A 22,475-nucleotide genomic window follows, 5' to 3' on the forward strand; every position below is an offset into this window, starting at 1 on the left:
GACATGGAGCGTCTGGAATTCCGCTTCGCCGGCCGTCCCGATGCGCCGGTCGCGAGCGATGGTGAAGTCCTTGTCGGCGTCGTGGGCTCTGGCAATCTCGAGGTCATGATCGAGCAGGTCGATCTCGGCGGAGCATGTCTCGTCGCCATAGACACCTCCATCAATGGCTTCCGTGAGACCTGGGAAAGCGTCCTCACCGATTTTGTCGCGCGTCATCGCCTGGGCAATATCAGGGTCTCGATCAATGACGGTGGTGCCACACCCGCTGTTGTAGCGCTGCGGCTCGATCAGGCGTTGGCCAATCTCGGAAAACAGCGATGATACCTCCCCGCCACAGTTATCTCGAGGCTAGCGCTCGCTCACGGCTGGCGGGCATTCTAGATGCCGGCACCTTCCGCGAATACTGCGGCCCCAAGGCGCGGCAAACCAGTCCGCATCTTCCAGGGCTCGGCATGCCGGTAGCATTCGATGACGGCATCGTCGTCGGTGAGGGTCGCATCGACAGCCGCCAGGTGCTGATCGCGGCGCAGGAAGGCGGGTTTATGGGGGGCGCCATTGGCGAAGTTCACGGCGCCAAGCTCGCCGGATTGATCGAACGTGCGCTCGACATCCGGCCGGCCGCTGTGGTGCTACTGCTCGACAGCGGTGGCGTACGGCTTCAAGAGGCCAATGCCGGGTTGATTGCCATGGGCGAAATTCAACGCGCGATATTCGACGCCCGCACCGCCGGCATCGCCCTGATCGCTGCCATTGGCGGACGGAACGGTTGCTATGGCGGCACCTCCATCGTGGCCCGCTCCTGCGATGTGATCGTCGCCAGCGAGGAGGGGCGCCTCTCGATCTCTGGCCCGGAGGTGATCGAGGAGGTGGATGGCATCGAAGAATTCGATGCGCGCGACAGGGCGTTGGTGTGGCGCACGATGGGCGCCAAGCATCGCCGACTGATCGGGGAGATCGACACTCTCGTGCGCGACGACATGACCGCGTTTCGCGATGCTATCGCCAATCACATCGGAGACAGCCGATCGATGGACCTCGATGCCTTGGAGGCAGAGCACGCACGGCTTGCCGACCGGCTGTTGCGCTTCCGCGACGTAGGCGATGCACGTGACGTATGGGCTCGACTTGGCGTGAATGATCCAGACCGCGTCTCGGACATTGAAACGAACGAATTCAACGCCCTCGTCGATACCCTCGAAGGAGAAGGCCGATGACCGAGCAGTCCTCCACCGAGCACCTGATCGAAGAGATGTTCGATGAGGCCGAGTTCGTGCGCGCCGGCGATCTCGTGACCGGTGAAGGCAGGCTCGACGGGTATACCGTCAGCATCATTGGTACGGCAGACCGCGCGTATATCGGCGCAGATGTTGCGCTCGCCATGGCACGGTGCGTGCTTGACATCATGCACGACAAGCCTGCCCGGCCGATCCTCATCATCGTCGACAATAGCGGCCACCGACTGGGACGTTGGGACGAGTTGATGGGCAACAATGGCTGCATCGCGCATCTCACCAAATGTCTTTATGCGGCGCGCCAACGTGGCCATCGCGTTATTGGCCTGGTCAACGAACTGGCCGTCAGTGCCGGCTTCATGGCGCTTGGTATGTCAACTGATGCCTGCTACGCGCTGCCCGCTGCTGAGGTGCGGGTGATGGCTTTGGGAGCCATGGCGCGCGTTACCAAGATACCCCTGGATCGATTGACCGAGCTCTGCGCGACATCGCCCGTCCTGGGTCCCAGCGTAGAAAATTTCATGCGGGTTGGTGCCCTTGCCGGCGTTTGGTCGGGCGACCTTGCTGGTCATTTGCGGGCTGAACTATCCAAACTGACCAAACCCAACGACGACCGTCGCCAGCTTGGCCACGAGCGCGGCGGACGCATGGCGGCGCTGGATGTCGCACGGCGCGTGCGTGCTGGCGCCGAGGCCTGAGCCGGTGTTCGCACGGCATGATCTCGTCTGGCTGGACCCGGATGCACTGCCGGTCCTGGAAGTACCAGGCGACATGCGCGAACATGTAGACTGCTGGATCCACACCGGCCATCCCGCAGTGGTCCGCCGCGACGACACACTGCGTGGTGAGGTGCCCACAGTCGCGCTCGGCATTCCTCTGCCGCAACGTCTCGGCCGCCGCCGTCTCGTGCTTCAGGCGCCGCTCGATGCCATTGTGCGGCGCGGTCGCTTTCCTTCAATCGCTGCCGCCACTTCGGCAGCTCCGGAGAGCATGAGGGAAGTGCTCGCGGAAACCACTTTGCTGCTGGAGGCATGCGGAGCTCACGCGCGTGTTTATGGCTCCCTGGGCTGGCAGCACCTGACCGGAGAGATTTACCTCCATCCCGCGTCCGATATCGACCTGCTTATCGAGCCGGACCTACGCTTTGATATCGATGCCGCGTTGGATGTCTTCCGCACCATGGCTATGGACGCCTCTCCACGTTTAGACGGTGAACTGGTCGTTGCACCGGATCGCGCACTGGCATGGCGGGAACTGCTCACCTCGCCCGGCGAGGTACTATTGCGAGGGCGAGACACACTCATCCTTGTTGCATCAGCCCCCCTTCTGGCCGGGCTCCGGCGGGAACCAGTGGCATGAGAGCAATGCTTGCCACCCCCGTATTGTCGACGAAAGCGTGCGAAGAGATCGATCGCCGTGCGATCTGGGCCCTTCATACGGAAGTTCGGCTTTATCCCAAGGCTGGGCTCGTCAGCATTGTCGACACAGGCAGTCATGAGGACATGGATGCCGACACCTTCCGACGTAGCGCGGATGCGCTGACAGGCTATTTCGGCGAGATGGCGCGAGCCGGCGCAGACGGTGCCGATTTTGCCATTCTCAGGGCTATTGGCATGAGAGCCGAGCGGCGCATGTTTGCAGCCACCGGAGGCACCAACACCCATCGCGGCGCCATCTTCTCGCTAGGACTGCTGGCCGCCGCGGCGGGACTTTGCCGATCATTACCGGGCGTCCGGGATCCCTTGCGAATATGCCGCACGGTGGAACGTTGGGGACGTCCAATTCTGGAAAGCCGTACGCAGCATGATACCAGCCACGGGGCGCAAGTTCGTGCCCGGTACGGAGCGCCCGGCGCCCGTGAAGAAGCCGCGAGCGGCTTCCCAACCGTGGTGTTCCACACTCTGCCGGCATTCCGTGCAGCTTACGACCAGAGCGGCTCGTGGGAACTTGCCGCGCTTCAGGCGTTCTATTCAGGCATGGCCGTGCTCGACGACAATAATCTGCTCTACCGCGCCGGCGTCGATGGGCTGGCGCGAGCGCGCGCGCTCGCGGAGGATTTTCTGGCCACCGGCGGCATGCTTGCCCCCGGAGGCCGGGAGAGAGCCGTAACCTTGCACCACCGGTTTGTGGCCCGCCGCCTCAGTCCGGGCGGCTCGGCAGATCTGCTCATCGCCACGCTTTTCCTAGCGGCGGAGGGTGGGCTGATCGCCCATGATCCGGTCCGCCCATGGGCGTGATGCTGCTTTGCCCCGGCCAGGGCACCCAGCACCCGGCCATGTTTAACCGGCTGATAGACGAGCCGGCCGCGCAACAGGTCCTCGACACCGCTGCCGATCGACTCGGCGTCGATTTACGGTGCATGGGCACCTCCGCCGACCGCTTGGATTATGCCGATAACCGCGTTGCGCAGATCCTGATCACCGCACATTGCCTCGCCGTCCACGCAATCCTGGGCGCGGAAGTGGGCGACATATGCGTAGGTTACAGCGTCGGGGAAATTGCCGCGAATGCCTGTGCGGGCGCGCTCGATGCCACGGCTGCGTTCGATCTCATCGAGGAGCGCGTCAGCTGCATGGATGACGCCTGCCGATCAGGCCGGCATGCACAAGGCATGCTGGCCGTGATCGGTATCCCCATCGCTACCATTCAGACACTCGCGATAGAAGGCGGGCTGGCCGTCGCCATCATCAATGGCCCGGATCATGTCGTTCTCGGTGGTCCCGTCGAGGCCTTGGATAGATTCGAGCCGACGCTAGAGGCAAAGGGTGCGCGCAATGTGAAACGCCTCGCCGTACGAATAGCAGCACACACGCCCTTCATTGCCGATGCGGGGCCCGTCTTTGCTGCGGCGCTGGCGCGCACTCAATGGCAACCCGCGCGAATTCCGGTGCTGTCAGGTGTCGATGGGCGGTTGATCAAGAATCGCGAAGATGCCGTGACGGCCCTTTCCGAACAGCTCTGGAAAACGCTGGACTTCAGCAGATGTCTGCAACTCGCGGGCGAGCGTGGCGCCACGTGTGCGTTGGAGATCGGTCCCGGCCACAGTCTCACCCGTCTCGCAGCCGACTTGCTGCCAGGGGTACCGGTTCGGGCCTTTGAGGATTTCCGTAGCGCCGCCGGTCCATCAAAGTGGCTCGCTGCGCAGGCGCGCAATCTCGCGGGTTGAATTCCATTGGACTCAAGCGGCGACCGGCTATGCCCCAGACACACGGCTCGTCGACACTGGCGCCGGATTCTCGCAGTAATGGACGTGATTACGGGGATGAGTTCATCAGGGTGTTTGTCATGACGAGTCCCGATGTGACGGAAAGACCGGCTCCAGCTAAAGAAACGCTTGGCAAGAACTGAGCGTAGTCCGCGCGTCTTCTTATCCAAATGCGGACAAAGGTACTTTCAACGAATTATCCGAACCTCCTCAGGATACTGCGCATCCATCGCGACCAACATCGCAACGCATCCTTTCATGCTCGAGACAATGCCGACCGCCGCTTCGCGCCGGTGCCTTGCTCCGATGAGTTTCACGCTGTCTTGATTCGATGAGATATGATTGCGAATTGTGATCGGTGATCTGCGCTCGAGTACCTGCGCAAACTTGAGGGCCGAGCTTGGGCCTCATCATTGACCGGTTTCAGCTCGACCATGAGCCTTCCGCGTTCTTTCAGCGCACCCCCTACCCTCACCTCCGGCATCGCTTTAGAACGCCGGCAAGAGAAATCTCGGGGGATGGAAACGATGGGCGAGAAGCTCACACCTGCGGAAATGCTGAGCGCCGCCCGGCATCTTGAACGACTGCCTTATGAGGCGTCGGACCTTGCTACAATCCAGCACGCAGTGCCTGCTATCGTGCCGAAGCTGGCAGCCAAGTATGAACCGGCTGAAGGCCTTTGCTACCTCGTCTCCGACAGACTCCAGATGGCCTTTGTCGTCGTGAAGTCGCTTCGCAAGCGGAGTATCTTCGGAAAGCTGAAGCCCAACTACACAATCATGATGGGCTTCGACCACGGAGACGTTTGGGAACAGGGTCCAACGGTACCGACGGCACGCGCCGTAGCCTTTGTGTTTGACCGCATGGAAAAGACCGACAGGTGGATGGACAGCGAATACGGGCGCAAACGCTGAAGCCCCTGAGGCAGCGCTCTCACTTCGTCTCAGAGCCCTGTTGCTTCACCGTTTGGAACCAGTCGGCACGTATCCTGGGTTTCCCTGCGACATCATCCCGAGAAGCGACGTGACGAGGAACATGTTCTGCCGCCCGAACGACCGGACCACGCCCCGCAACTCCTGACGTGACATCGAAAGAGGCCAAGACTTCTTTTGCACGTTGGCGCTCTCCTCGTTCCCGGTTTTGACACCTAAGAACACGAAGCGACCAACACTATCCCGATGACAGCTGGCATTACGAACAGGGATGCGGCGTAGTCGCGATCTCGTGGGACAGGTTCTGCCCTTGTGTCGTGAAGGATGTCTCAGTTCAGAGTGAGCGCTACCAAAATCAGCCGCAACACCCCATCTGATCAGGCGGGCCATTCGGAAGCCCGCACCCCGCCCCGCAAATGGCAAGACAATCGCCCACCAAGCCAGAGGCTTGGCGTGAGCGTGGGAACACCTGTGGGGGTGCCAGGGAGCTAGATCATTTAATCAGTGATTCAAAGAAATTGGCTGGGGGACCAGGATTCGAACCTGGACTAACGGAGTCAGAGTCCGCAGTTCTACCGTTAAACTATCCCCCACCGAAGCGCCTGCTAGGTAGCGCCTTTCGGGGCCGGTTGGCGGGGATTGTGTGAATCCACGCTGCGTCCGGCGGCAGTGGCGGGGTCTATAGCGCCTCATGCCGCCGCGGTCTAGCCCTCCCTTGCCTCTGTCCTACCGCTTATCCAAAGCCTCGCATCTCGGGCACGCAAGCGAAAGGCCCGAGGACGCCGGCTGGCTGGCACCGGGACTGCTGCGGTCTGCATGGACGCGCAAACACAGAACCACGTAGCCAGCGGTCGCGCCGGAGAGCGGCTCAAAGACCGTAGCAAGCCGCCGATGAGAGACCACTTGCTTGCCCTTTGGTCGAGAGCCAGAAATGCGACCCCTTACCACCGCGCCCAGGACATGGCAGAACGGACGCTCTGCCTTACTTAATTACCTCTACTGTTTGTCTGGACGCCCAGATGGCCGAGTTTAGCGCGAATTTAGCCGATAAAAGCTACTATTTTACCTTTCTCCTAGTTCCCCGTTCAAAAACCTCATGCGCAAACTTCAATGCTGTCATGCAGCATTCACGCTTTTGCAGCGCATCATTATCTCTATATTCGCTGGCATACAGAATACATTGAATGGAGGTTCCCATGACCACCGCTACCCTTAATGGCAACACTTCGCCGGACTTCTTCTCGCGCTTCGTCGAATTCGTTGGCGCGTTCTTCGATGCTATCGGTGAAGGTCACCGCATCGCGCGTCGCTATGAAACCCTGTCGCGCATGTCGGACGCCGCCCTGGCGCGTCATGGCCTTACCCGTCAGGATATCGCCCGCGTCGCCGTCAACGGCCGCTGAGCTGCCCCGCTGGAAATCCCTGATGGGTTTCCGGCCCGCTGATACGTAGGACGACGCTGTCGGCTCTGCCCACAGCGTCCATGACGGTTAGACGAACAAAGCCAACGCCCGCCGGCTGCCAGAATAGGGTAGCTCCTTCGGCGGGCTTGCTGTTTGGAACCCCGTCGACCAGCACAGTCAAACGGCCCGTGCCCCCATTGACCTTCAGCACGAGGGGATCGTCCCCCTGCTGCTCCAGCCGGGCGCCGTCCGGCGGAAACGTGATCCTGGGCCCATCGGCCAATCCGGCCTCGCCCACCCGACGGCCAAAGTGCCGGAGTGGGGGTGGCAGGTCGTTGTTTCGCGCCACCAGTGCCGCGTGCGGTGCCGGCGCGAACGGTGCAGGTTTCGTGACCAGCCGCGCGAACGCCTCGAACAGAATTGGCGCCGCCGCGTCCCTGCCGATCATGCCAGGCACGGGCTGACCGTCGGGTCGCCCCACCCACACGGCAATCGTGCGTCGCCCGTCGAAGCCCACGGCCCAGGCATCCCTGTATCCGAAGGACGTTCCGGTCTTGAACGCGATGCGCCCGGTGCGCTCATTAAGCGGCGCCGGCGTGCCGGACAGTGCATCCGCAAGATACCAGGCAGCGACAGGACTGAGCAGCCGGCGTGATCCGTTGGTTTCGTCGCGCCCCTGCCCCGCCCCGACATCGAGCCGGGTCGCGAGAGCATGGGCCCGCCCACCATTGGCGACGCCCGCATAAAGGCCAGCCAACGATTCCAGGCTGATGCCGACACCGCCGAGCCCGACCGCCAGTCCCGGCACTTCGCCGGGTGGCAGATGAAGCGCAAAGCCAGCGCCGCCAAGCCGGCTTGCCAGGCGCTGTGGACCCACCGCCTGCAGCAACGCCACCGCCGGCACATTCAGCGAAAACTGCAGGGCCTGCCGCACCGACACAGTGCCCTGGTAATCGCGATCGAAATTGCGCGGGTGATAGGCGCCAAATCGGGAGGGCCTGTCCTCGATCAGCGTCTCGGGATGCGCAACACCGTCTTCAAAGGCGAGGCCGTAGATGAAGGGCTTCAGTGTCGAGCCCGGCGATCTCAGAGCCCGCGTGAGATCGACCGCTCCGGCCCGCCCAGGGTCCAGCGGATCCGCGCCGCTGACGCGCGCAAGCACCTCGCCGCTTGCATTGTCGACCATCACGAGAGCCAGCGACGTGTGGGGTCCAAGATCACGCACGCGTTCTCCGGCAAGCCTTTCGAGCCGCAGTTGCGACGCTGCATCGATGGCAAGCTGGTGCACCCGCGCGGTCGGCCGTTCGCGGCGAGCCGCATCGGCGGCGTGAACGGCGAGCATGGGCATGTCCGTCCGCTGGGTCGGTATCCGCGCACGGCGGGCAAACTCTGCCTCTGCCGCCCCGAAAAGGCCGGCCTCGCCAAGCCGAGCCAGCACAGCCTCGCGGGCTAGATCCGCCTGGACCGGATGGCGATCGGGACGACGAGCCTCGGGAGCTTGTGGCAAGGCCACGAGCAAGGCCGCCTCGGCAAGCGAAAGGCGTCGCGGTTCCTTTCCGAACCAGGCCAGACTGGCCGCCCGCACCCCTTCGATGTTGCCCCCGTAGGGCGCCAGGGCGAGATAGAGCGCGAGAATTTCCAGCTTTGACAAACGAGCTTCAAGTTCGATCGCGCGACGCATCTCCGTAAGCTTCGAAGCCAGCTTGGTGCCGAAACCAGTGCCTTCGCGCGGTTGCATAAGGCGAGCGACCTGCATGGTCAGCGTGGAACCGCCGGAGACAATCCGGCCATGGGTGATCAACTGCCCCACCGCACGGATCAGCGCGAGCGGATCAACCCCGCCGTGCTGGTAGAACCGGCGATCCTCGTAGGCGATGAGCATGTCGATATAGCGCCTGTCGACATGGGCCAAATCCGGCGCGAGACGCCAGCGCCCATCAGCAAGCGCAAACGGGCGCAGCAGCCGTCCTTCGTGATCCTGCACCTCCGTTGAATAGGCCAGGGCGGGCACAGGTGGCGCGGCGGCACGCACGCCAGCGAGCCACGCATAAAGGCCCCCACCAAGCAGGACAGCCCCGAGGGCAACGCAGCCGGCCACACGCTGCCAGCGCGGTCTCACCGCGCCGGCCCCGTCACCTCGGTTTCGCCCGCCGCCGTCCGGGCAAAACGGCCGGGACGATACATGTCCTCGACTATGGCTGGAGGATGGGAATAGCGCCCGGGCGAAACCGCGCGAACGACGTAGGCGACGCGCAGCAGCTCCGGCTCGTTACTTCCCTGCGTGCGATCAAAGGCTGCCGCGAAAAAGGCATCGCGGAATTCGGCATGGGCCGCCTCCGTCGTCTCGCCCAACCAGGCGAACGCGCCGACATCCGACCCGGCCGCAAGAGCCGGATTGTCGATCTCGAAGCCGGCGGGCAGATAGTCGACCAGCAACACGTGGCTCTGCGCCGCCTCATCCTCCTGCGCCTCCAGAACCACGACGAGGCGTGTATTCTGCGCCACGCGGGCCGGGTCGGCGGGCACGCCATCCAAGGTGTAGTAACTGCGCGACAGAGCGAAGCCACTTGCGGCCGCGGGCTCCGGCGTCTCCGGCGAGCCGTTGATCGAGACCGCCACATCGAGCGAAGCCGTGCCGCGGTTGGTGAGCGTTATCGGTCCGGCTTCCAGTTCCTCGGGTGTCAGGGCGCGCTCATAGACGCCGGTATGCGCCACCCCGTCTATGTCGAGCACGATGCCGCGCCCTTCTCGTGCGGCACGGGCGGCGAGCAGCAGCCAGGCGTCCTCTTGTGTCGAGGTCGGTCCGGCATCAACAAAAGCGGTCGCGATGCGGGCGCGCGCCGTGCGTGCCGCGCCGGTGAAGCCGGCCTCGGAGGCCAGCGTCGCCACGCCCGCCGCATCCCGCAGGATCGAGCCAAAGTCCTGCCGGCCGGAAACCAGCGTCTGCGAGGCATCGGGCAGCAATTCCAGCGCGGCGCCGAACACCCTCTCGGCGCGCCCCTTGTCGCCGAGCATGGCGAGTGCCGCACCAATCTGCCCCCGCGCGAAGGGGCTTTCTACCGCATCGAGTTTGGCATCGGCGACGTAGCGCAGATCGCCGAGAGGGGCACGCCCGTTACGGGCCAGCACGTAGATCGCGTAAGCCGCGCCATTCTCCGTAGCCCCGTCGCTGGCATAGGCGATGGCGTTGCGCAGCCGGTCCAGAGCCATGGTGAAGGGCTGATCCGGCACCTGGTACCCCCTCTCACGGGCACGGGTGAGGAAATCGGTGACATAGGCGTCGAGCCAGAGATCGTACCCACCCGCCTGCCACAGACCGAAAGAACCATCCGAACCCTGCCGGGCGACGAGGCGGGCGATGGCGTTGCGAATGGTCTCCGCCGGATCATGGGTCAGCCGAAACCGCGCCGGGCCGCCGAAATCACTGAGATAGAGCAGCGGCATCGCCTGGCTGGTGAGCTGTTCCGAACAGGCAAAGGGATAGCGGTCAAGCGCCCCAAGCAGCGCGGGAACGTCCAGGGCGGGATCACCGCCGGCAAAGACCGTAACGCCGCCAGTTCCGGGCACCAGATCGGCAACGAGATCGCGGCTCAGCGTGATGCTGGCGCCGGGTTCGACTGTCTGGACGCTGCGGCGCGAAATCGCGGGATAGGCCGGCCGGACCTTCAGCCGATAGTCGCGCGCAATGGCAAGACCTCCCGGACCGGACAGCCGCACCGAAAGCATGGCCTCGCCGAGGCCCGTACCGTCGAGCGGAAGACTGAACGCCTGCCGTCCCTCCTTCTCCAGAGGGACCGTATGGGGTGAGCTGGCAACCGACACCGGCCCATCCGTCACGATATCCAGCGCATAGTCGCCCGCCTCGCCATCGACATTGGTGATGGCGAGATGAAGCGTCGAGCGGTCGCCGTTGGCGAGAAAGCGCGGCAGTGTCGCCGTGATGACCACCGGATCGCGGATGGTGACGTCCGCTTCGGCATGGCCAACCGCCGCGCCGGACCAGGCGACCGCCATCAATCTGCCGGTGCCATCAAAGGCGGGCACGGCGAAATCGATCATTCCCTTTCCGTCGGCGTCGAGTTTCACAAGGCCTGAAAACAGCGCCAGCGGCGGCTGCGTGGGCGGCTCGGCCTGCAGTGCACCGCCCATGGCATCGCCGCCCGAACGTAAGCGCCCGCGCGCACCGAGCATGCCGTCGATCAGTTGCCCATAGAAGTCGCGGATCTCGGTGCCAAGGGCGCGCTGGCCGAGATAGAAACCGTCGGGATCCGGCGTCTTGAAGCCGGTAAGGTTCAGGATGCCCACATCGACCAAGGCGACCGTGACAAAAGCTTCGCTACCCCGGCCCGACCCGGCAACCGTGACGGGCACCGAAAGCGTGGTCTCTGGCCGCACACGGTCCGGCGCATCGAGCGTCACTTCCAGCACGCGCGCCGCCCGGTCAACTCCGAACCAGGCAAGGCCAATGGCACGTCCTGGATTGCGGCCCGCCGCGACATCGAGCGGACGGTGGAGGAACGCCAGCGCATAGGCGCCCGGCCCCCACTCAGGGGCAACCACGAAGTCGACCGAGCTGTCGCCTGCGGCGACATCAAGCGTCTTCGAGGCGAGGACCCCGTCCCCCACGATCATCACCGTCGCCGAGCCGGCATAGCGGCTGGTCAGATTGACCTTCAGAGTCTCTCCCGCGGCGTATTGCTCCTTGTCGAGGCCGACCTCGAGGCGATCGGGCGCATCGGCGGTGGCGCCACCACCCCAGCCGGCCTGGAAGGCCACAACCGTGCTGAGCTGGCCGTCCGAGACTTCCAGCCGGTAGCGTCCCCATTCCACGGGAAGGTCGAGACGAGACGGTGCGTCCACCGCGAGATCCAGCGTGCCATCGGCAACTTTGCGTGTCGCCTGGATCGGCTCGAAATCCCAGGACGAACCGACCCGGTACCACTGATAGCGCGTCTCGACGCGGTACAGGGCCCACGTCGTGCCCTGCTGCGCGACGGGCGTGCCGCTGGCGTCGTAAGCCTGGATCTCGAAGCCGGCGCTCGCGTTCTCACCTGGTCCATCGGCGCCGAAGAGCGGCTTGACTCCTAGCCCGACGCCAGATGGCTGAACCGGCAGAACGAGCGAGCGACGAACCGAGCGTCCACCGCCCTCATCGAGCCCGACAAAAATCTCCGCCTCAAGTGGTCGCGCCGTTGCCGGAAGCGGCGGCAGATTGACCGAAAGCGATGCCTTCCCCGCTGCGTCCGTCACCTGGGCGTCCGGAACGGGCTGGCGCACCGTCGTGAAGCCGTCGTCCGGCCGACCGAACTGCCAGCCCGGCAGACCTGGCCGACCCGACGCCACGCGGACTTCGACCTCCCCTTCGATGTCGAGACCTGAAGCAGGAGGGCCGAACAGCCACCGCCCCTGCGCTTCCACATTCACCGTCGCATGCGGCACGATGACGGCAGCGGCCGTGAAAAGCTCCAGCGCCAGCCGCTCGGGCACGTAGTCTTCCAGCAGGAAAGTGGTGGCACCGACGGGAGTGCCGCGCGGATCGACATAGGCCTCGACGCGCCAGGTGCCGGTCATGGCACCGCTCATGAGATCAAACGCAACCGCACGCCCGCCCGCGCCTTCATCCTGCGCCAGCACGCGGTTGTCCTCGACACCGTCGGGCCGCTTCAGGATGAGTGTGAGCGGCACACCGGTGACGGCATCGACCTGTGGATTGCGCAGCAGCGCGGTGACATGCACGCTTTCGCCGGAGCGATACACCCCCCTCTCGGTGGTGAGGAAAGCGTCCATGCGCGAGGGCGCCGCGCGGCCGCCGACGCCGCGATCGGTGAGGTCGAACGCCTGATCCTCCAGCGAAAGGAAGGCGTAGTCGCCCGCCTTCGCCTGCGCCACGATGACGGCAGGCGCGAGCCCGTCGGTTCCGCGCATCAACCCGGCGTCGAAGGTTGCCGCGCCCGAGATATCGGTGGCTGCGGTCGCAAGGACTTCGTTTGACTTCGCAAGCAGGCGCAGCGCGACGCCTTCCAGCGGCTGGGCGGTGCCGAGCGAGCGCACCAGCACGGTGAGTCCGGTATTGCCGGATAGCGCGGTGAGCCCGAGATCGGACACGACGAACCACTGGGTCGAGCGTGTGTTCCAGTCGTCATTGGGATCAAGCGCATCACCCGCCGGCCGAGCGGCCAGCACATAGACGCCGGGCGCCAGCGAGCCGACGGCCTCGTCCACAGGAAAGGACGTGGTCACATCCTCGTTCAGGGGCGAAGGCGTCTCCAGCTCGCCCTTGAAGACCTGTTCGGCCAGACCGTTCTTCAGCTTTTCGAGATCGTAGGCATTGAGATCGCGACGAAAATCGCCGTCGATGGCGGTGGGAATCAGGCTTCGATCACCGATCCGGTAGAGCTCAACGCCGACGCGCGACGTGTTGACCGACACGACTGGAATGCCGCGCGGGCCGGTGCTCGGCAAAACATAATTGCGTCCGGTGAAGCGCACACCCGGCTTGCGGTCGCGGACATAGATGGTGAGTTCGGTCCCCTGCTGAAGCGTTTCTTCCGGGATCGACGAAGGCACCCCCTCGCGCAGGCGGACCTGATAGCTCTCACCGTGTTTCAGTCCCTCGACGCAAAGCTGGCTCTCATCGGCGCTGACAGCTGGCTTCTCAACCGGCCCGTTTGGACCCGAGAGCGCGACGAAGGCGGAGAAATCGATACCACCCTTGGCGAGCGGCTCGGAGAACTGCACGCAGATCCTCGGATTCGCGGCGTCCGAATCGACGCTGTAATCGAGGATACGAAAGCCCCGCTCGGCTCTCAGCTTGTCATAGAACGCCCGCTCGCTGGGCACGTCCACATAGACGAGCGCCTGCGCAAATGTGTCGAGCGATGCGCGCCACAAGGAGCGCTCATCATAGGCATGGGCGATCGCGAAAAGCGCAAGCGCCTGCTGCTGGCGCGTGGTGGCATGGCGATAGGCGAGGAAAGCCGCGGCCTGGGCGCGATCGAGAAAGGTATCCTGGCTCTCGTTCTGATCCGGCTTGATGCGCGCCAGCGAGCGTGACAGCTGCATCCACAGTGCGGAATCGCTGCCCGCGAGATGGGCGAGCTTGCCATAGATGTCGGCGGCCCGGCGGGCGTCGCCCGCACCGAGCGCCGCATCGGCTTCCTTGCGCATTTGCGTCGCGGGCTTGGCCAGAGGCGCACGGTCGCGAGCCAGCAGCGCCTGCAGGCGGCGGGCGGATTCGACGAGGTCCTCGCGTGAATACGTGCTGGGCAGCGCGGCTTCCGCCGCCGCAGGTGCCGGCTTGGTGACCTGGCTTACGGACGGCGTCGGTTTTGCCGGAGGCTTGGGCGGCGTCTGGCCCAGAGCCGGAGAAATCAGGAAAGCACCGAGCAGGAGCGGAACGACGAATACGCGCCTGATCCCCTCTTGAGCCGAAGACAACGCGAACATGGCACTACCCCGTTTCCGCCCGGACGGTACCCCAACGATAGGACGGATTCCGCCGCGCGGCCATCCGCGTTCCCATGCTCTTACCAGACCCGGACCTTTGCGCGGATGTCACACAGCCGAGGATTGCCGCTTACGCGCCATTGAATAGGCGTGCGCGCTTCGCTATACGGGCCGTCATCCAACAGGAGGCGTGCCACCGCACGAAGCGGCTTGGCGCGCGCTCCTTATCAACCGTGGCCGGACGCGGCCGCCGAGACCAGAGGCATTCCATGTCGACCACGTTCGAGACCGTTGCCAACATCATCGCCGAGACGTGCGACATCCCGCGCGAAAACATCACGCCGGAAAGCCACGCCATCGACGATCTCGGCATCGATAGCCTCGACTTCCTGGACATTGCGTTCGCCATCGACAAGGCGTTCGGCATCAAGCTCCCGCTGGAAAGCTGGACTCAGGAAGTCAATGAGGGCAAGGCCACGACCGAGCAGTACTTCGTGCTCAAGAATCTGTGCGCCCGTATCGACGAGCTGATTGCTGCCAAGACGGCCTGACGGGCCAGCACAGCGAGGGTGAAGCAGGACGGCTCATGCGGCTCGAATATTTTCAGATGGTCGATAAGGTGCTGGCGCTCGATCTTGAGGCCCGCACACTGAAGACGGCCAATATCGTGCCGGATCATAGCCCGATCTTCGAGGGTCATTTTCCTGGCCATCCGTTGCTGCCTGGCGTCCTGCTGTTCGAGATCATGGCGCAGACCTGCGGCATGCTTCTGCTCCGCTTTCACAATTACGACCGAATGGCGTTCCTCGCCTCGGTCGACAAGGGCAAGCTGCGCACCTTCGTCACCCCGGGGCAAACCATCGAGGTTCACGCCGAGATGGTTCATGACGGTTCCGGCTACGCGCGGTTGAAGGCCAACGGCAAGGTCGACGGAAAGCTGGTCTGCAACGCCGAAGTGACGTTGAAGACGATGCCCTTCCCGGCGCCGGAGCTGCGAGGCTATCTGCTGCAAACCGCCGAGCGTATCGGCATGCCCATGGGTGACCAGGTCGACCTCGGCTCCACTGCCCCGGCAAGCGCAGGAAAACTTACGAATGTCTGACCGCCGCGAGGTGTGGATCACCGGCATCGGGCTTGTCTCGTCGCTCGGTGAAGGACTCGAAGCCCATTGGTCGGCGCTGAATGATGGTTCGCGCCCGGTCATCGACGAAACCAGCTATGCTCCTTACGTTGTGCACCCGCTGTCGAAGATCAATTTCGACCAGCAGATCCCCAAGAAGGGCGATCAGCGACAGATGGAGCCGTGGCAGCGCATAGGCACCTATGCGGCCGGTCTGGCGCTGGATTCGGCGGGACTGAAGGGCAACAAGGACATTCTCGGCGCCACCGACATGGTGGTTGCGGCCGGTGGTGGCGAACGAGATCAGGCGGTCGACGGGGCCATTCTCACCGAGATCGAGAAGCAGGCGGATCCGGACGTATTCCTCAACGAGCAGCTCAGCTCGAACCTGCGCCCGACACTGTTCCTCGCCCAACTTTCCAACCTGCTCGCTGGCAACATCTCCATCGTCCACGGAGTCACCGGCTCCTCGCGCACTTTCATGGGCGAGGAAAGCTCTGGCACCGACGCGGTTCGCATCGGCTGGTCACGCATTGCCGCCGGCACGAGCGAGATCGCCCTGGTGGGTGGCGCGTACAATGCTGAGCGGCGCGACATGCTGCTTCTGTTCGCGCTGAAGCGGCTCGCCATGCATGCGCCGTGGGCGCCCGTTTTGGCCGAACCCAAGGGCGTGCCGACCGGTTCGGCGGGCGCGTTCCTCGTGCTGGAATCACCTGAACATGCGACCGCGCGGGGGGCGAAGCCGATCGCCAAGCTCTCGGGTGTCTGGTCCGACCGCGCAAAGCGCGGCGAACCGGGCGCAGTCGAGAAGGTGCTCGGTGATCTGATCGATGCCGCCAAGGCCGGCAGCGACGGCGAAACCGCCATACTGTCCGCAGCCTCCGGTGCACCCGACGCGACCGCCGCAGAGACAGCCGTACTCGAAAAATCGGGACTTCCGGTGCGCTCGGTCACCGACCGTGTCGGCCACGGGCTGGAAGCGCAGATGCCGGTGGCGCTTGCGTTTGCCGCTCTTGCGGTTTCCGAAGGGCGGCTTTTCGCTCCTCTGGCCGATGAGCCGCTGGAAATACCTTTCAACGGTCCTCTTTCCCGTGCCATCGTCACCGCTGTGGGGCATTGGCGTGGGGAAGGAGTCGCTCTGGTCGAGCGCGCAGACTGACCCCATATGCGGAAGCGCATCGCTTCTGAGGAGCAGATTATGGCTTCCTATACCGACAAGGCCGGCCGGCCGATCGTCGTTGTCACCGGCATGGGCATGGTGACCTCACTCGGCCAGGGTAAGACAGACAACTGGGCGAAGTTGACCGCCGGCAAGTCGGGCATTCACCGCATTACGCGGTTCCCGGTCGACGCCATGCGCACCACGATCGCGGGCACGGTCGACTTCCTTCCCGACAGCGGGCGCACCGCGCCGGACCTGTCGGAAGAACTGGCCTCGCTCGCGGCGGAAGAAGCCATTTCCGAATCGGGGATCGGCTCAAAGGGCAACTTCCCCGGACCGCTGTTCTGCGCTGTGCCGCCGATCGAGCTGGAATGGCCGCAGCGCCGCATTCTCGCGCAAGAGTCTGTCGCCAACGGTCCGATCACTTATGATGATCTGCTGCGCGCGGCAGAAAGCCACGGCCATGATGCCTGGCACGAACGCTTCCTCTATGGCTCGATCGCCGACCATCTTGCCGACCGTTTCGGCACGCGCGGCCAGCCGATCTCTCTCTCCACCGCCTGCGCCTCGGGCAACACCTCGATCCAGCTCGGCGTCGAGGCTATCCGGCGCGGCGACTGCGACGCGGCGCTCTCTATCGCCACCGATGGCTCGGTGACAGCTGAGGCTCTTATCCGATTTTCGCTGCTCTCGGCGCTGTCGACCAACAACGAGAATCCCGAGGCTGCCTCCCGGCCCTTCTCCAAGAACCGCGACGGTTTCATCATAGCCGAAGGTGCTGGCGCGCTGGTTCTGGAAAGCCTGGAACACGCAATGGCGCGCGGGGCGGAGATCCTCGGTGTGCTGGAAGGCTGCGGCGAGATGGCAGACAGCTTCCACCGCACCCGTTCTTCACCGGACGCCAAGCCGGTCATCGGCTGCATGCGCTCGGCACTTGCCGACGCCGGCGTGAGCGCGGACGATATCGACTACATCAATGCCCACGGCACTTCGACGCCTGAGAACGACCGCATGGAGTTCACCGGGATGAGCGTTGTGTTCGGCGAGCGGCTTCCCAGCATTCCGCTTTCCTCGAACAAGTCGATGATCGGCCACACTCTGACGGCGGCCGGCGCGATCGAGGCGGTGTTCTCGCTGCTGACGATCCGCAATGGACGCATTCCGCCGACCATCAACTACGAGATTCCGGACCCGGCCATACCCCTCGACGTGGTTCCGAATGTGGCCCGCGACGCGCAGGTCAATCGGGTCATGTCGAACTCCTTCGGCTTCGGTGGGCAGAACGTGGCGCTCGTGCTGACCGCCGAGCCGAACTGAAGCCGGCAGGTCCCGCTCTTCTTTAGGAGGAGCGGGGGTACTCTTTCGCCGGATCCGCGCCATTCCTCACAGGCCTCCGAGGCCGTCCTCTCCTTGTCGAGAGAAGAAGCACACCGAGGCATGCCCATGACCACTCCTCGCGTTCTCGTCACCGGCGGCGGGCGGGGCGTTGGTGCGGCCGTGGTGCGCGCACTGGCGCTGAACGGATTCGCCGTGGTGTTCACCGTGCGCACGGCATTAGCCGAAGCGCAGACGTTGATTGGCTCCATCAAGGCGGAGTGTCCCGAGGCCGAGTTGGAAGCGCGCCCGCTTGATCTTGCGGACAAGCGGGCCGTCGAAGTCTTTGCCGCGCAGATCGCGGAAGAGCCTGCCTATTTCGGCTTCGTGCACAATGCCGGCATGAGCTACGACACGCTCGCGGCCCTGGTCGACCAGACCAAGGCTGAGGAGCTCATGCAGGTAAACTACTGGTCGTTTGTGAAGCTGGTCGGCGCGCTGGTGCGCCCGATGACGCGGGCGCGGACGGGACGGATCATCGCCGTCGGTTCGATTGCTGCGGACGTCGCCAACGCCGGCAACGCCATTTATGCCGGCTCCAAGGCGGCATTGGCCGGCTATTGCCGCACGCTCGCCATTGAGAGCGCGCGACGCGGCGTGAGCGTGAATGTCGTCGCACCGGGCTTCGTGGACACCGCCATGCTGACGCCCTATGCCGCCTACCGCGCCAATGTCGAGAAGCAGATCCCCGCTGGACGCTTCGCCGCACCTGAGGATGTGGGGGCTTTGGTGGGCTTCCTGATGTCGCCGGGCGCTGCCTATATCACCGGAACGACAATTCCTGTCGATGGTGGCCTTACCGCCGCACTAGCCATCCAGCGCTGATTTCGATATCCACCCACGTTCTTTCGTGAGCGAGCTCGCCTGACCTCTTCAACCTGCATCGTCGGGAATGAGGCGCGGCCTTGCCGCTCGCGCCCATCGGAGTTTGTCATGCGCGCGCTTCAGCTGGTCTCAGACCGTGAATTGATCCTTGCCGACCTTCCCGCACCGGACGCACCCGCGCCGGGCGAGGTGCAGGTCAGCGTCAAGGCGCTCGCGCTCAACCACATTGATGTGTGGGGCTGGCGCGGCATGGCGTTCGCTAAGCGCAAGATGCCGCTCGTGGTCGGTGCCGAGGCGGTTGGTGAGGTGGTCGCCGTCGGCGAGGGCGTGACCCGCTTCAAGCCGGGTGCCAAGGTCGCGATGTACGGCGCGCTCACCTGTGGCCAGTGCCGCATGTGCAAGCAGGGGCGCGACAATCTCTGCGAGGAGGTTGCCGGCGTCATGGGTTTCCATGTCGACGGCTTCGCCCGCGAGACGCTCAATATCAGCCAACGGCTTTGCATTCCCATTCCGGACGGCATTTCCTGGGTCGACGCGGCCTGCGCCCCGGTCACCTTCTCCACCGTCGAGCACATGCTGTTCGACAATGCCAAGCTGGAACCGGGCGAGACGGTGCTGGTCCACGCGGCCGGCTCGGGAATCGGTACGGTCGCGATCCGCATGGCCAAGGAGATCGGCTGCACGGTCATCACAACCGCCGGCGATGACGAGAAATGCGCCAAGGCGCTGGCGCTCGGCGCCGATCACGTCATCAACTACAAGACCGACCGTTTCGAGCACGAAGTGCGCAAGATCACCAAGAAGAAGGGTGTCGACGTCGTGTTCGAGCATGTCGGGGCCGAAACCTGGAACGGCTCGCTGCTGTCGATGCGCCCCGGCGGGCGGCTCGTCACCTGTGGTTCGACGTCGGGCGTATCGGTGAACATGAACCTGATGCAGCTCTTCCAGCGTCAGTACCGCATCATCGGTTCTTTCGGCGCGCCGATGCGTGCGATCGCGGATGGGCTGAAGCGGATGGCGCGCGGCGTGTTGCCGGTGATCGATTCCGAGTTTGAACTGGAAGACTTCGGCAAGGGGCTGGAGCGGCTGGAAACCCGCCGCGTCTTCGGCAAGGTCGTAATCCGTTTCTGAAAAACCTGATGGCCACCCCAGACCGCCGTTCCCTGCCCTGGACGCTCCGGGCGCGCGATGCCGTGCTCTCAGCGACGGTATGGGTGATCGCGCGCCTCATGCGGCTGCAGAGCCCCCAGTTTGCTTCCTGGGTCGGTGGGTTCTGGGCACGCAAAATTGGCCCCTACACCTCGATCCAGCGCGTCGCGATGAAGAATCTGGCGCGCGCCTTCCCCGAGAAGAGCGAGGCCGAGCGCGCCGTCATCGCACGCGGCATGTGGGACAATCTCGGTCGCATGGCGGGCGAGTTCGTCCATCTCGACCGGATCTGGCAGTACAATATGTGGGAACCGGCCAAGAGCCGGATCGAGACCACCGGCGTGACGAATTTCATCGCCATGCGCACGGATGGCAAGCCCGCGCTGGTGTTCACCGCTCATCTTGCGAACTGGGAGCTGCCGGCAATCGCCGCCGCCGCTCAGGGGCTTGACAGCGCGGTGCTGTTCCGCGCGCCGGACAACTCCTTCTTTGCCGATCTGCTGTTCGAGGCGCGCTCGAAGGTCATGGGCAACCTCGTTGCCGCCTCCCATGTGGCCGTGTTCGAACTCGCGGCCGTGCTCGACCAGGGCAAGCATCTGGGCATTCTCGTTGATCAGGCGCGGCGCGGCGGTCCCACCGTGGAGTTCTTCGGCCAGCCCTGCTCGTCCAATCCAACCATCGCGCGCCTGGCCCGGCTCTATGAATGCCCTGTGCACGGTGTGCGCGTCATCCGCCTGCCCAAGGGGCGCTTCCGCATCCAGTGCACACCGGCGCTCAACCTGCCGCGCGACGCTGACGGGAAGATTGATGTCGATGGGTCGATGCAGATGATCACCTCGGTGGTGGAGGGCTGGGTTCGCGAGCACCCCGACCAGTGGACCTGGTTCTACAAGCGCTGGCGGGACTGAGAGAGCCTTCTGACCTTACCCCTGCTCGCTGTGACAGCACACGCAGAGCTTGTTGCCGTCGAGATCGCGAACATACGCGCCGTAATAATTCGCGTGATAATGCGCGCGCACGGCCGGCGCGCCTTCATCGCTTCCCCCGCGTTCGAGCGCGAGGGCATGCCAGTGATCCACCAGAGCGCGCGTCTCGACCTCGAACGCGCTCATCTGACCATTGCCGGGGTGATGGGCGGCCTCGAAGGGATAGCCGATGAGGAAGAGCGGACGATCCGCATCCGGCCGTTTCCAGCCCGCCCAGCCACGTTCCCAGTCACAGAATTTGAGTTCGAGACCCAGCGCGCGCATCAGTGGCTGGTAGAAAGCCAGCGCGCGATCGAAATCGCTCACGCCGACATACACATGGGAGAACATGGCGGCCTCCTGACATGAAAAGGCCGGGCACGAGGCCCGGCCTTCCAGAATATGTTGTCACACAGAGCTCGCCCCGCTCGGGCCAGCCCCAGGCTGATCACTTGCCGCGCTTGAAGTTGCTCCAGGTGCGCGTGACGACGCGCTGCACCTTCTGCGGATAGGTCGTGACGGTGAAGAGCTTTTCCTGCGTTTCCTTGTCAGGATAGATCGCCGGGTTGTCCATCACTTCCTTGTCGATGAACTCCTGGGCCCCGAGGCTACCGCTCGCATAGGCGATGTAGTTCGAGTTCTTCGCCGCGATCTCCGGCTTCATCATGAAGTTGATGAAGGCAAGCGCCTCGTCGGGATGCGGAGCATCCTTCGGAATGGCGAAGTTGTCGAACCACATCAGAGCCCCCTCCTTGGGGATGATGTATTCGATCTTGATCGGCTCCTTGCCGGTCTTCTCGGCGGCTTCCTCGGCCCGTGCCTTGGCCTGGAAGACGTCGCCCGACCAGCCCGTGGCGATGCAGATGTCACCACCGGCAAGCGCATTGATGTAGCCCGAGGAGTCGAACTTCTTGATGAAGGGACGAATGGGCGCGAGCAGCTTGCCGGCTTCCTCGATATCCTTCGGATCCTTCGAATTCGGATCCTTGCCGAGATAGCGCAGAGCGGTCGGGATGATTTCTTCCGGACCGTCGAGCATGTAGACGCCGCAATCCTTCAGCTTGCCCAGCAGCTCCGGCTTGAAGATCAGGTCCCAGCTGTTCAGGGGAACGTCGCCGAGGCGCTCCTTCACCTTGTCGAGGTTGAGGCCGATTCCGGTCGTGCCCCACATATAGTTCACGGCGTACTGGTTGCCGGGATCGTAGACCGCCAGACGGTCGGCGATCATCGGCCACTGGTACTTGATGTTGGGGAGCTTGTCCTTGTCCAGCTTCATGAAGACGCCGGCCTGGATCTGGCGCTGCAGGAACGACCCCGTCGGCACCACGACGTCATAACCCGTCTTGCCGCCGAGCAGCTTGGTCTCCAGCACTTCGTTACTGTCGAAGACGTCGTAACGAACCTTGATGCCGGTTTCCTTTGTGAACTCTTCCAGCACCGACTCGTCGATGTAGTCGGACCAGTTGTAGACGTTCACAACCTTGTCCTGTGCGGAAGCCGGCGTGATCGCCAGCGCCGCAAGGAAACCGGCCGCGACTGTCGCGAGGAGGCGGGACATCCTGTTCTCCTTGGGAAGATCGAGTGGGTTGGGCTATCGGAAAATCGGTCGAATTGGTTTCAATGTCAGGCTAGTGCCTCCATGCGCCGGGCTCAAGCCTCCCT

At 64.0% G+C, this 22,475-nt stretch carries 19 protein-coding genes and 1 tRNA gene; 15 read left to right on the forward strand and 5 right to left on the reverse strand.

From position 1 onward, the window contains the following. Positions 1-3 precede the first annotated feature (3 nt). The 7 genes from mdcC (at position 4) to G3A50_RS04080 (ending at position 5,351) form a co-directional block, all read left to right on the forward strand. Positions 4-321 carry a malonate decarboxylase acyl carrier protein gene (mdcC, locus tag G3A50_RS04050; protein WP_163074061.1) on the forward strand — a complete coding sequence of 106 codons (318 nt, stop codon included), beginning with the start codon at positions 4-6 and terminating at the stop codon, positions 319-321. Then, positions 318-1,214: a biotin-independent malonate decarboxylase subunit beta gene (locus G3A50_RS04055; protein ID WP_163074062.1), complete on the forward strand. Its 897-nt coding sequence runs from the start codon at positions 318-320 to the stop codon at positions 1,212-1,214. Before mdcC ends, G3A50_RS04055 begins: the two co-directional genes overlap by 4 nt. Then, positions 1,211-1,930 (forward strand): biotin-independent malonate decarboxylase subunit gamma, encoded by a 720-nt coding sequence (locus tag G3A50_RS04060; protein WP_163074063.1) that lies wholly within the window; start codon positions 1,211-1,213, stop codon positions 1,928-1,930. The genes G3A50_RS04055 and G3A50_RS04060 overlap by 4 nt, the downstream gene beginning before the upstream one ends. Positions 1,931-1,934: 4 nt before the next feature. Continuing rightward, positions 1,935-2,591 carry a malonate decarboxylase holo-[acyl-carrier-protein] synthase gene (mdcG, locus tag G3A50_RS04065; protein WP_163074064.1) on the forward strand — a complete coding sequence of 219 codons (657 nt, stop codon included), beginning with the start codon at positions 1,935-1,937 and terminating at the stop codon, positions 2,589-2,591. A 5-nt stretch (positions 2,592-2,596) separates the two neighbouring features. Next, a complete protein-coding gene (mdcB, locus tag G3A50_RS04070) occupies positions 2,597-3,469 on the forward strand; it encodes a triphosphoribosyl-dephospho-CoA synthase MdcB (protein ID WP_163074065.1) in 873 nt (290 codons plus the stop codon). After that, positions 3,460-4,398, forward strand: coding sequence for an ACP S-malonyltransferase (locus tag G3A50_RS04075; RefSeq protein WP_163074066.1), 939 nt, complete (start codon positions 3,460-3,462; stop codon positions 4,396-4,398). Before mdcB ends, G3A50_RS04075 begins: the two co-directional genes overlap by 10 nt. Before the next feature lie 566 nt (positions 4,399-4,964). Beyond that, the gene (locus tag G3A50_RS04080; protein WP_163074067.1) at positions 4,965-5,351 is read left to right on the forward strand and encodes a hypothetical protein; all 387 of its coding nucleotides are present in this window, start codon (positions 4,965-4,967) and stop codon (positions 5,349-5,351) included. Between the two features lie 537 nt (positions 5,352-5,888). Here G3A50_RS04080 and G3A50_RS04085 read toward each other — a convergent pair. Next, positions 5,889-5,962 (reverse strand) — tRNA-Gln (locus G3A50_RS04085). A gap of 603 nt (positions 5,963-6,565) precedes the next feature. Between G3A50_RS04085 and G3A50_RS04090 the strand changes: the two genes are divergently transcribed. Then, entirely contained in the window at positions 6,566-6,772 is a 207-nt protein-coding gene (locus G3A50_RS04090) for a DUF1127 domain-containing protein (protein ID WP_163074068.1), read from the forward strand. Here G3A50_RS04090 and pbpC read toward each other — a convergent pair. Further along, the gene (gene pbpC, locus G3A50_RS04095; protein WP_210255215.1) at positions 6,759-8,891 is read right to left on the reverse strand and encodes a penicillin-binding protein 1C; all 2,133 of its coding nucleotides are present in this window, start codon (positions 8,889-8,891) and stop codon (positions 6,759-6,761) included. The genes G3A50_RS04090 and pbpC overlap by 14 nt on opposite strands. Then, positions 8,888-14,218, reverse strand: a complete 5,331-nt coding sequence (locus tag G3A50_RS04100) for an alpha-2-macroglobulin family protein (RefSeq protein WP_163074069.1) — start codon at positions 14,216-14,218, stop codon at positions 8,888-8,890. The genes pbpC and G3A50_RS04100 overlap by 4 nt, the downstream gene beginning before the upstream one ends. Positions 14,219-14,487: 269 nt before the next feature. Between G3A50_RS04100 and G3A50_RS04105 the strand changes: the two genes are divergently transcribed. From G3A50_RS04105 to G3A50_RS04135, 7 genes are all read left to right on the forward strand, one after another. Next, positions 14,488-14,769 carry an acyl carrier protein gene (locus tag G3A50_RS04105; RefSeq protein ID WP_163074070.1) on the forward strand — a complete coding sequence of 94 codons (282 nt, stop codon included), beginning with the start codon at positions 14,488-14,490 and terminating at the stop codon, positions 14,767-14,769. 35 nt (positions 14,770-14,804) lie between these two features. Beyond that, complete coding sequence (locus G3A50_RS04110) at positions 14,805-15,320, forward strand: 3-hydroxyacyl-ACP dehydratase FabZ family protein (RefSeq protein WP_163074071.1); 516 nt, start codon at positions 14,805-14,807, stop codon at positions 15,318-15,320. Next, the gene (locus G3A50_RS04115; protein WP_163074072.1) at positions 15,313-16,497 is read left to right on the forward strand and encodes a beta-ketoacyl-ACP synthase; all 1,185 of its coding nucleotides are present in this window, start codon (positions 15,313-15,315) and stop codon (positions 16,495-16,497) included. The genes G3A50_RS04110 and G3A50_RS04115 overlap by 8 nt, the downstream gene beginning before the upstream one ends. A 39-nt stretch (positions 16,498-16,536) precedes the next feature. Further along, positions 16,537-17,817, forward strand: coding sequence for a beta-ketoacyl-ACP synthase (locus G3A50_RS04120; protein WP_163074073.1), 1,281 nt, complete (start codon positions 16,537-16,539; stop codon positions 17,815-17,817). Between the two features lie 126 nt (positions 17,818-17,943). Then, positions 17,944-18,699 (forward strand): SDR family NAD(P)-dependent oxidoreductase, encoded by a 756-nt coding sequence (locus G3A50_RS04125; RefSeq protein WP_210255216.1) that lies wholly within the window; start codon positions 17,944-17,946, stop codon positions 18,697-18,699. A 108-nt stretch (positions 18,700-18,807) separates the two neighbouring features. Then, positions 18,808-19,830, forward strand: a complete 1,023-nt coding sequence (locus G3A50_RS04130) for a zinc-binding dehydrogenase (RefSeq protein ID WP_163074075.1) — start codon at positions 18,808-18,810, stop codon at positions 19,828-19,830. An 8-nt stretch (positions 19,831-19,838) separates the two neighbouring features. Beyond that, entirely contained in the window at positions 19,839-20,756 is a 918-nt protein-coding gene (locus tag G3A50_RS04135; RefSeq protein WP_163074076.1) for a lipid A biosynthesis lauroyl acyltransferase, read from the forward strand. 15 nt (positions 20,757-20,771) lie between these two features. Here the strand turns inward: G3A50_RS04135 and G3A50_RS04140 are convergent, their stop codons facing one another. Further along, on the reverse strand, positions 20,772-21,164 hold the full coding sequence (locus tag G3A50_RS04140) for a VOC family protein (protein ID WP_163074077.1): 393 nt from the start codon (positions 21,162-21,164) through the stop codon (positions 20,772-20,774). Positions 21,165-21,261: 97 nt separating this feature from the next. Beyond that, positions 21,262-22,371 (reverse strand): polyamine ABC transporter substrate-binding protein, encoded by a 1,110-nt coding sequence (locus G3A50_RS04145; protein ID WP_163074078.1) that lies wholly within the window; start codon positions 22,369-22,371, stop codon positions 21,262-21,264. Positions 22,372-22,475: the final 104 nt, after the last annotated feature.

Source organism: Ancylobacter pratisalsi (assembly GCF_010669125.1).
GTDB classification, from domain to species: Bacteria; Pseudomonadota; Alphaproteobacteria; order Rhizobiales; family Xanthobacteraceae; genus Ancylobacter; species Ancylobacter pratisalsi.

Bases quoted from the DNA above. Each gene is read 5' to 3' on its own strand.
- G3A50_RS04115 (WP_163074072.1), top strand. From the start codon at position 15,313: ATGTCTGACCGCCGCGAGGTGTGGATCACCGGCATCGGGCTTGTCTCG.
- G3A50_RS04060 (WP_163074063.1), top strand. From the start codon at position 1,211: ATGACCGAGCAGTCCTCCACCGAGCACCTGATCGAAGAGATGTTCGAT.
- mdcC (WP_163074061.1), top strand. From the start codon at position 4: ATGGAGCGTCTGGAATTCCGCTTCGCCGGCCGTCCCGATGCGCCGGTC.
- G3A50_RS04090 (WP_163074068.1), top strand. From the start codon at position 6,566: ATGACCACCGCTACCCTTAATGGCAACACTTCGCCGGACTTCTTCTCG.
- G3A50_RS04105 (WP_163074070.1), top strand. From the start codon at position 14,488: ATGTCGACCACGTTCGAGACCGTTGCCAACATCATCGCCGAGACGTGC.
- G3A50_RS04080 (WP_163074067.1), top strand. From the start codon at position 4,965: ATGGGCGAGAAGCTCACACCTGCGGAAATGCTGAGCGCCGCCCGGCAT.
- G3A50_RS04125 (WP_210255216.1), top strand. From the start codon at position 17,944: ATGACCACTCCTCGCGTTCTCGTCACCGGCGGCGGGCGGGGCGTTGGT.
- G3A50_RS04130 (WP_163074075.1), top strand. From the start codon at position 18,808: ATGCGCGCGCTTCAGCTGGTCTCAGACCGTGAATTGATCCTTGCCGAC.
- G3A50_RS04120 (WP_163074073.1), top strand. From the start codon at position 16,537: ATGGCTTCCTATACCGACAAGGCCGGCCGGCCGATCGTCGTTGTCACC.
- G3A50_RS04075 (WP_163074066.1), top strand. From the start codon at position 3,460: ATGGGCGTGATGCTGCTTTGCCCCGGCCAGGGCACCCAGCACCCGGCC.
- mdcB (WP_163074065.1), top strand. From the start codon at position 2,597: ATGCTTGCCACCCCCGTATTGTCGACGAAAGCGTGCGAAGAGATCGAT.
- G3A50_RS04110 (WP_163074071.1), top strand. From the start codon at position 14,805: ATGCGGCTCGAATATTTTCAGATGGTCGATAAGGTGCTGGCGCTCGAT.
- G3A50_RS04135 (WP_163074076.1), top strand. From the start codon at position 19,839: ATGGCCACCCCAGACCGCCGTTCCCTGCCCTGGACGCTCCGGGCGCGC.
- G3A50_RS04145 (WP_163074078.1), bottom strand. From the start codon at position 22,371: ATGTCCCGCCTCCTCGCGACAGTCGCGGCCGGTTTCCTTGCGGCGCTG.
- G3A50_RS04140 (WP_163074077.1), bottom strand. From the start codon at position 21,164: ATGTTCTCCCATGTGTATGTCGGCGTGAGCGATTTCGATCGCGCGCTG.
- G3A50_RS04100 (WP_163074069.1), bottom strand. From the start codon at position 14,218: ATGTTCGCGTTGTCTTCGGCTCAAGAGGGGATCAGGCGCGTATTCGTC.
- G3A50_RS04055 (WP_163074062.1), top strand. From the start codon at position 318: ATGATACCTCCCCGCCACAGTTATCTCGAGGCTAGCGCTCGCTCACGG.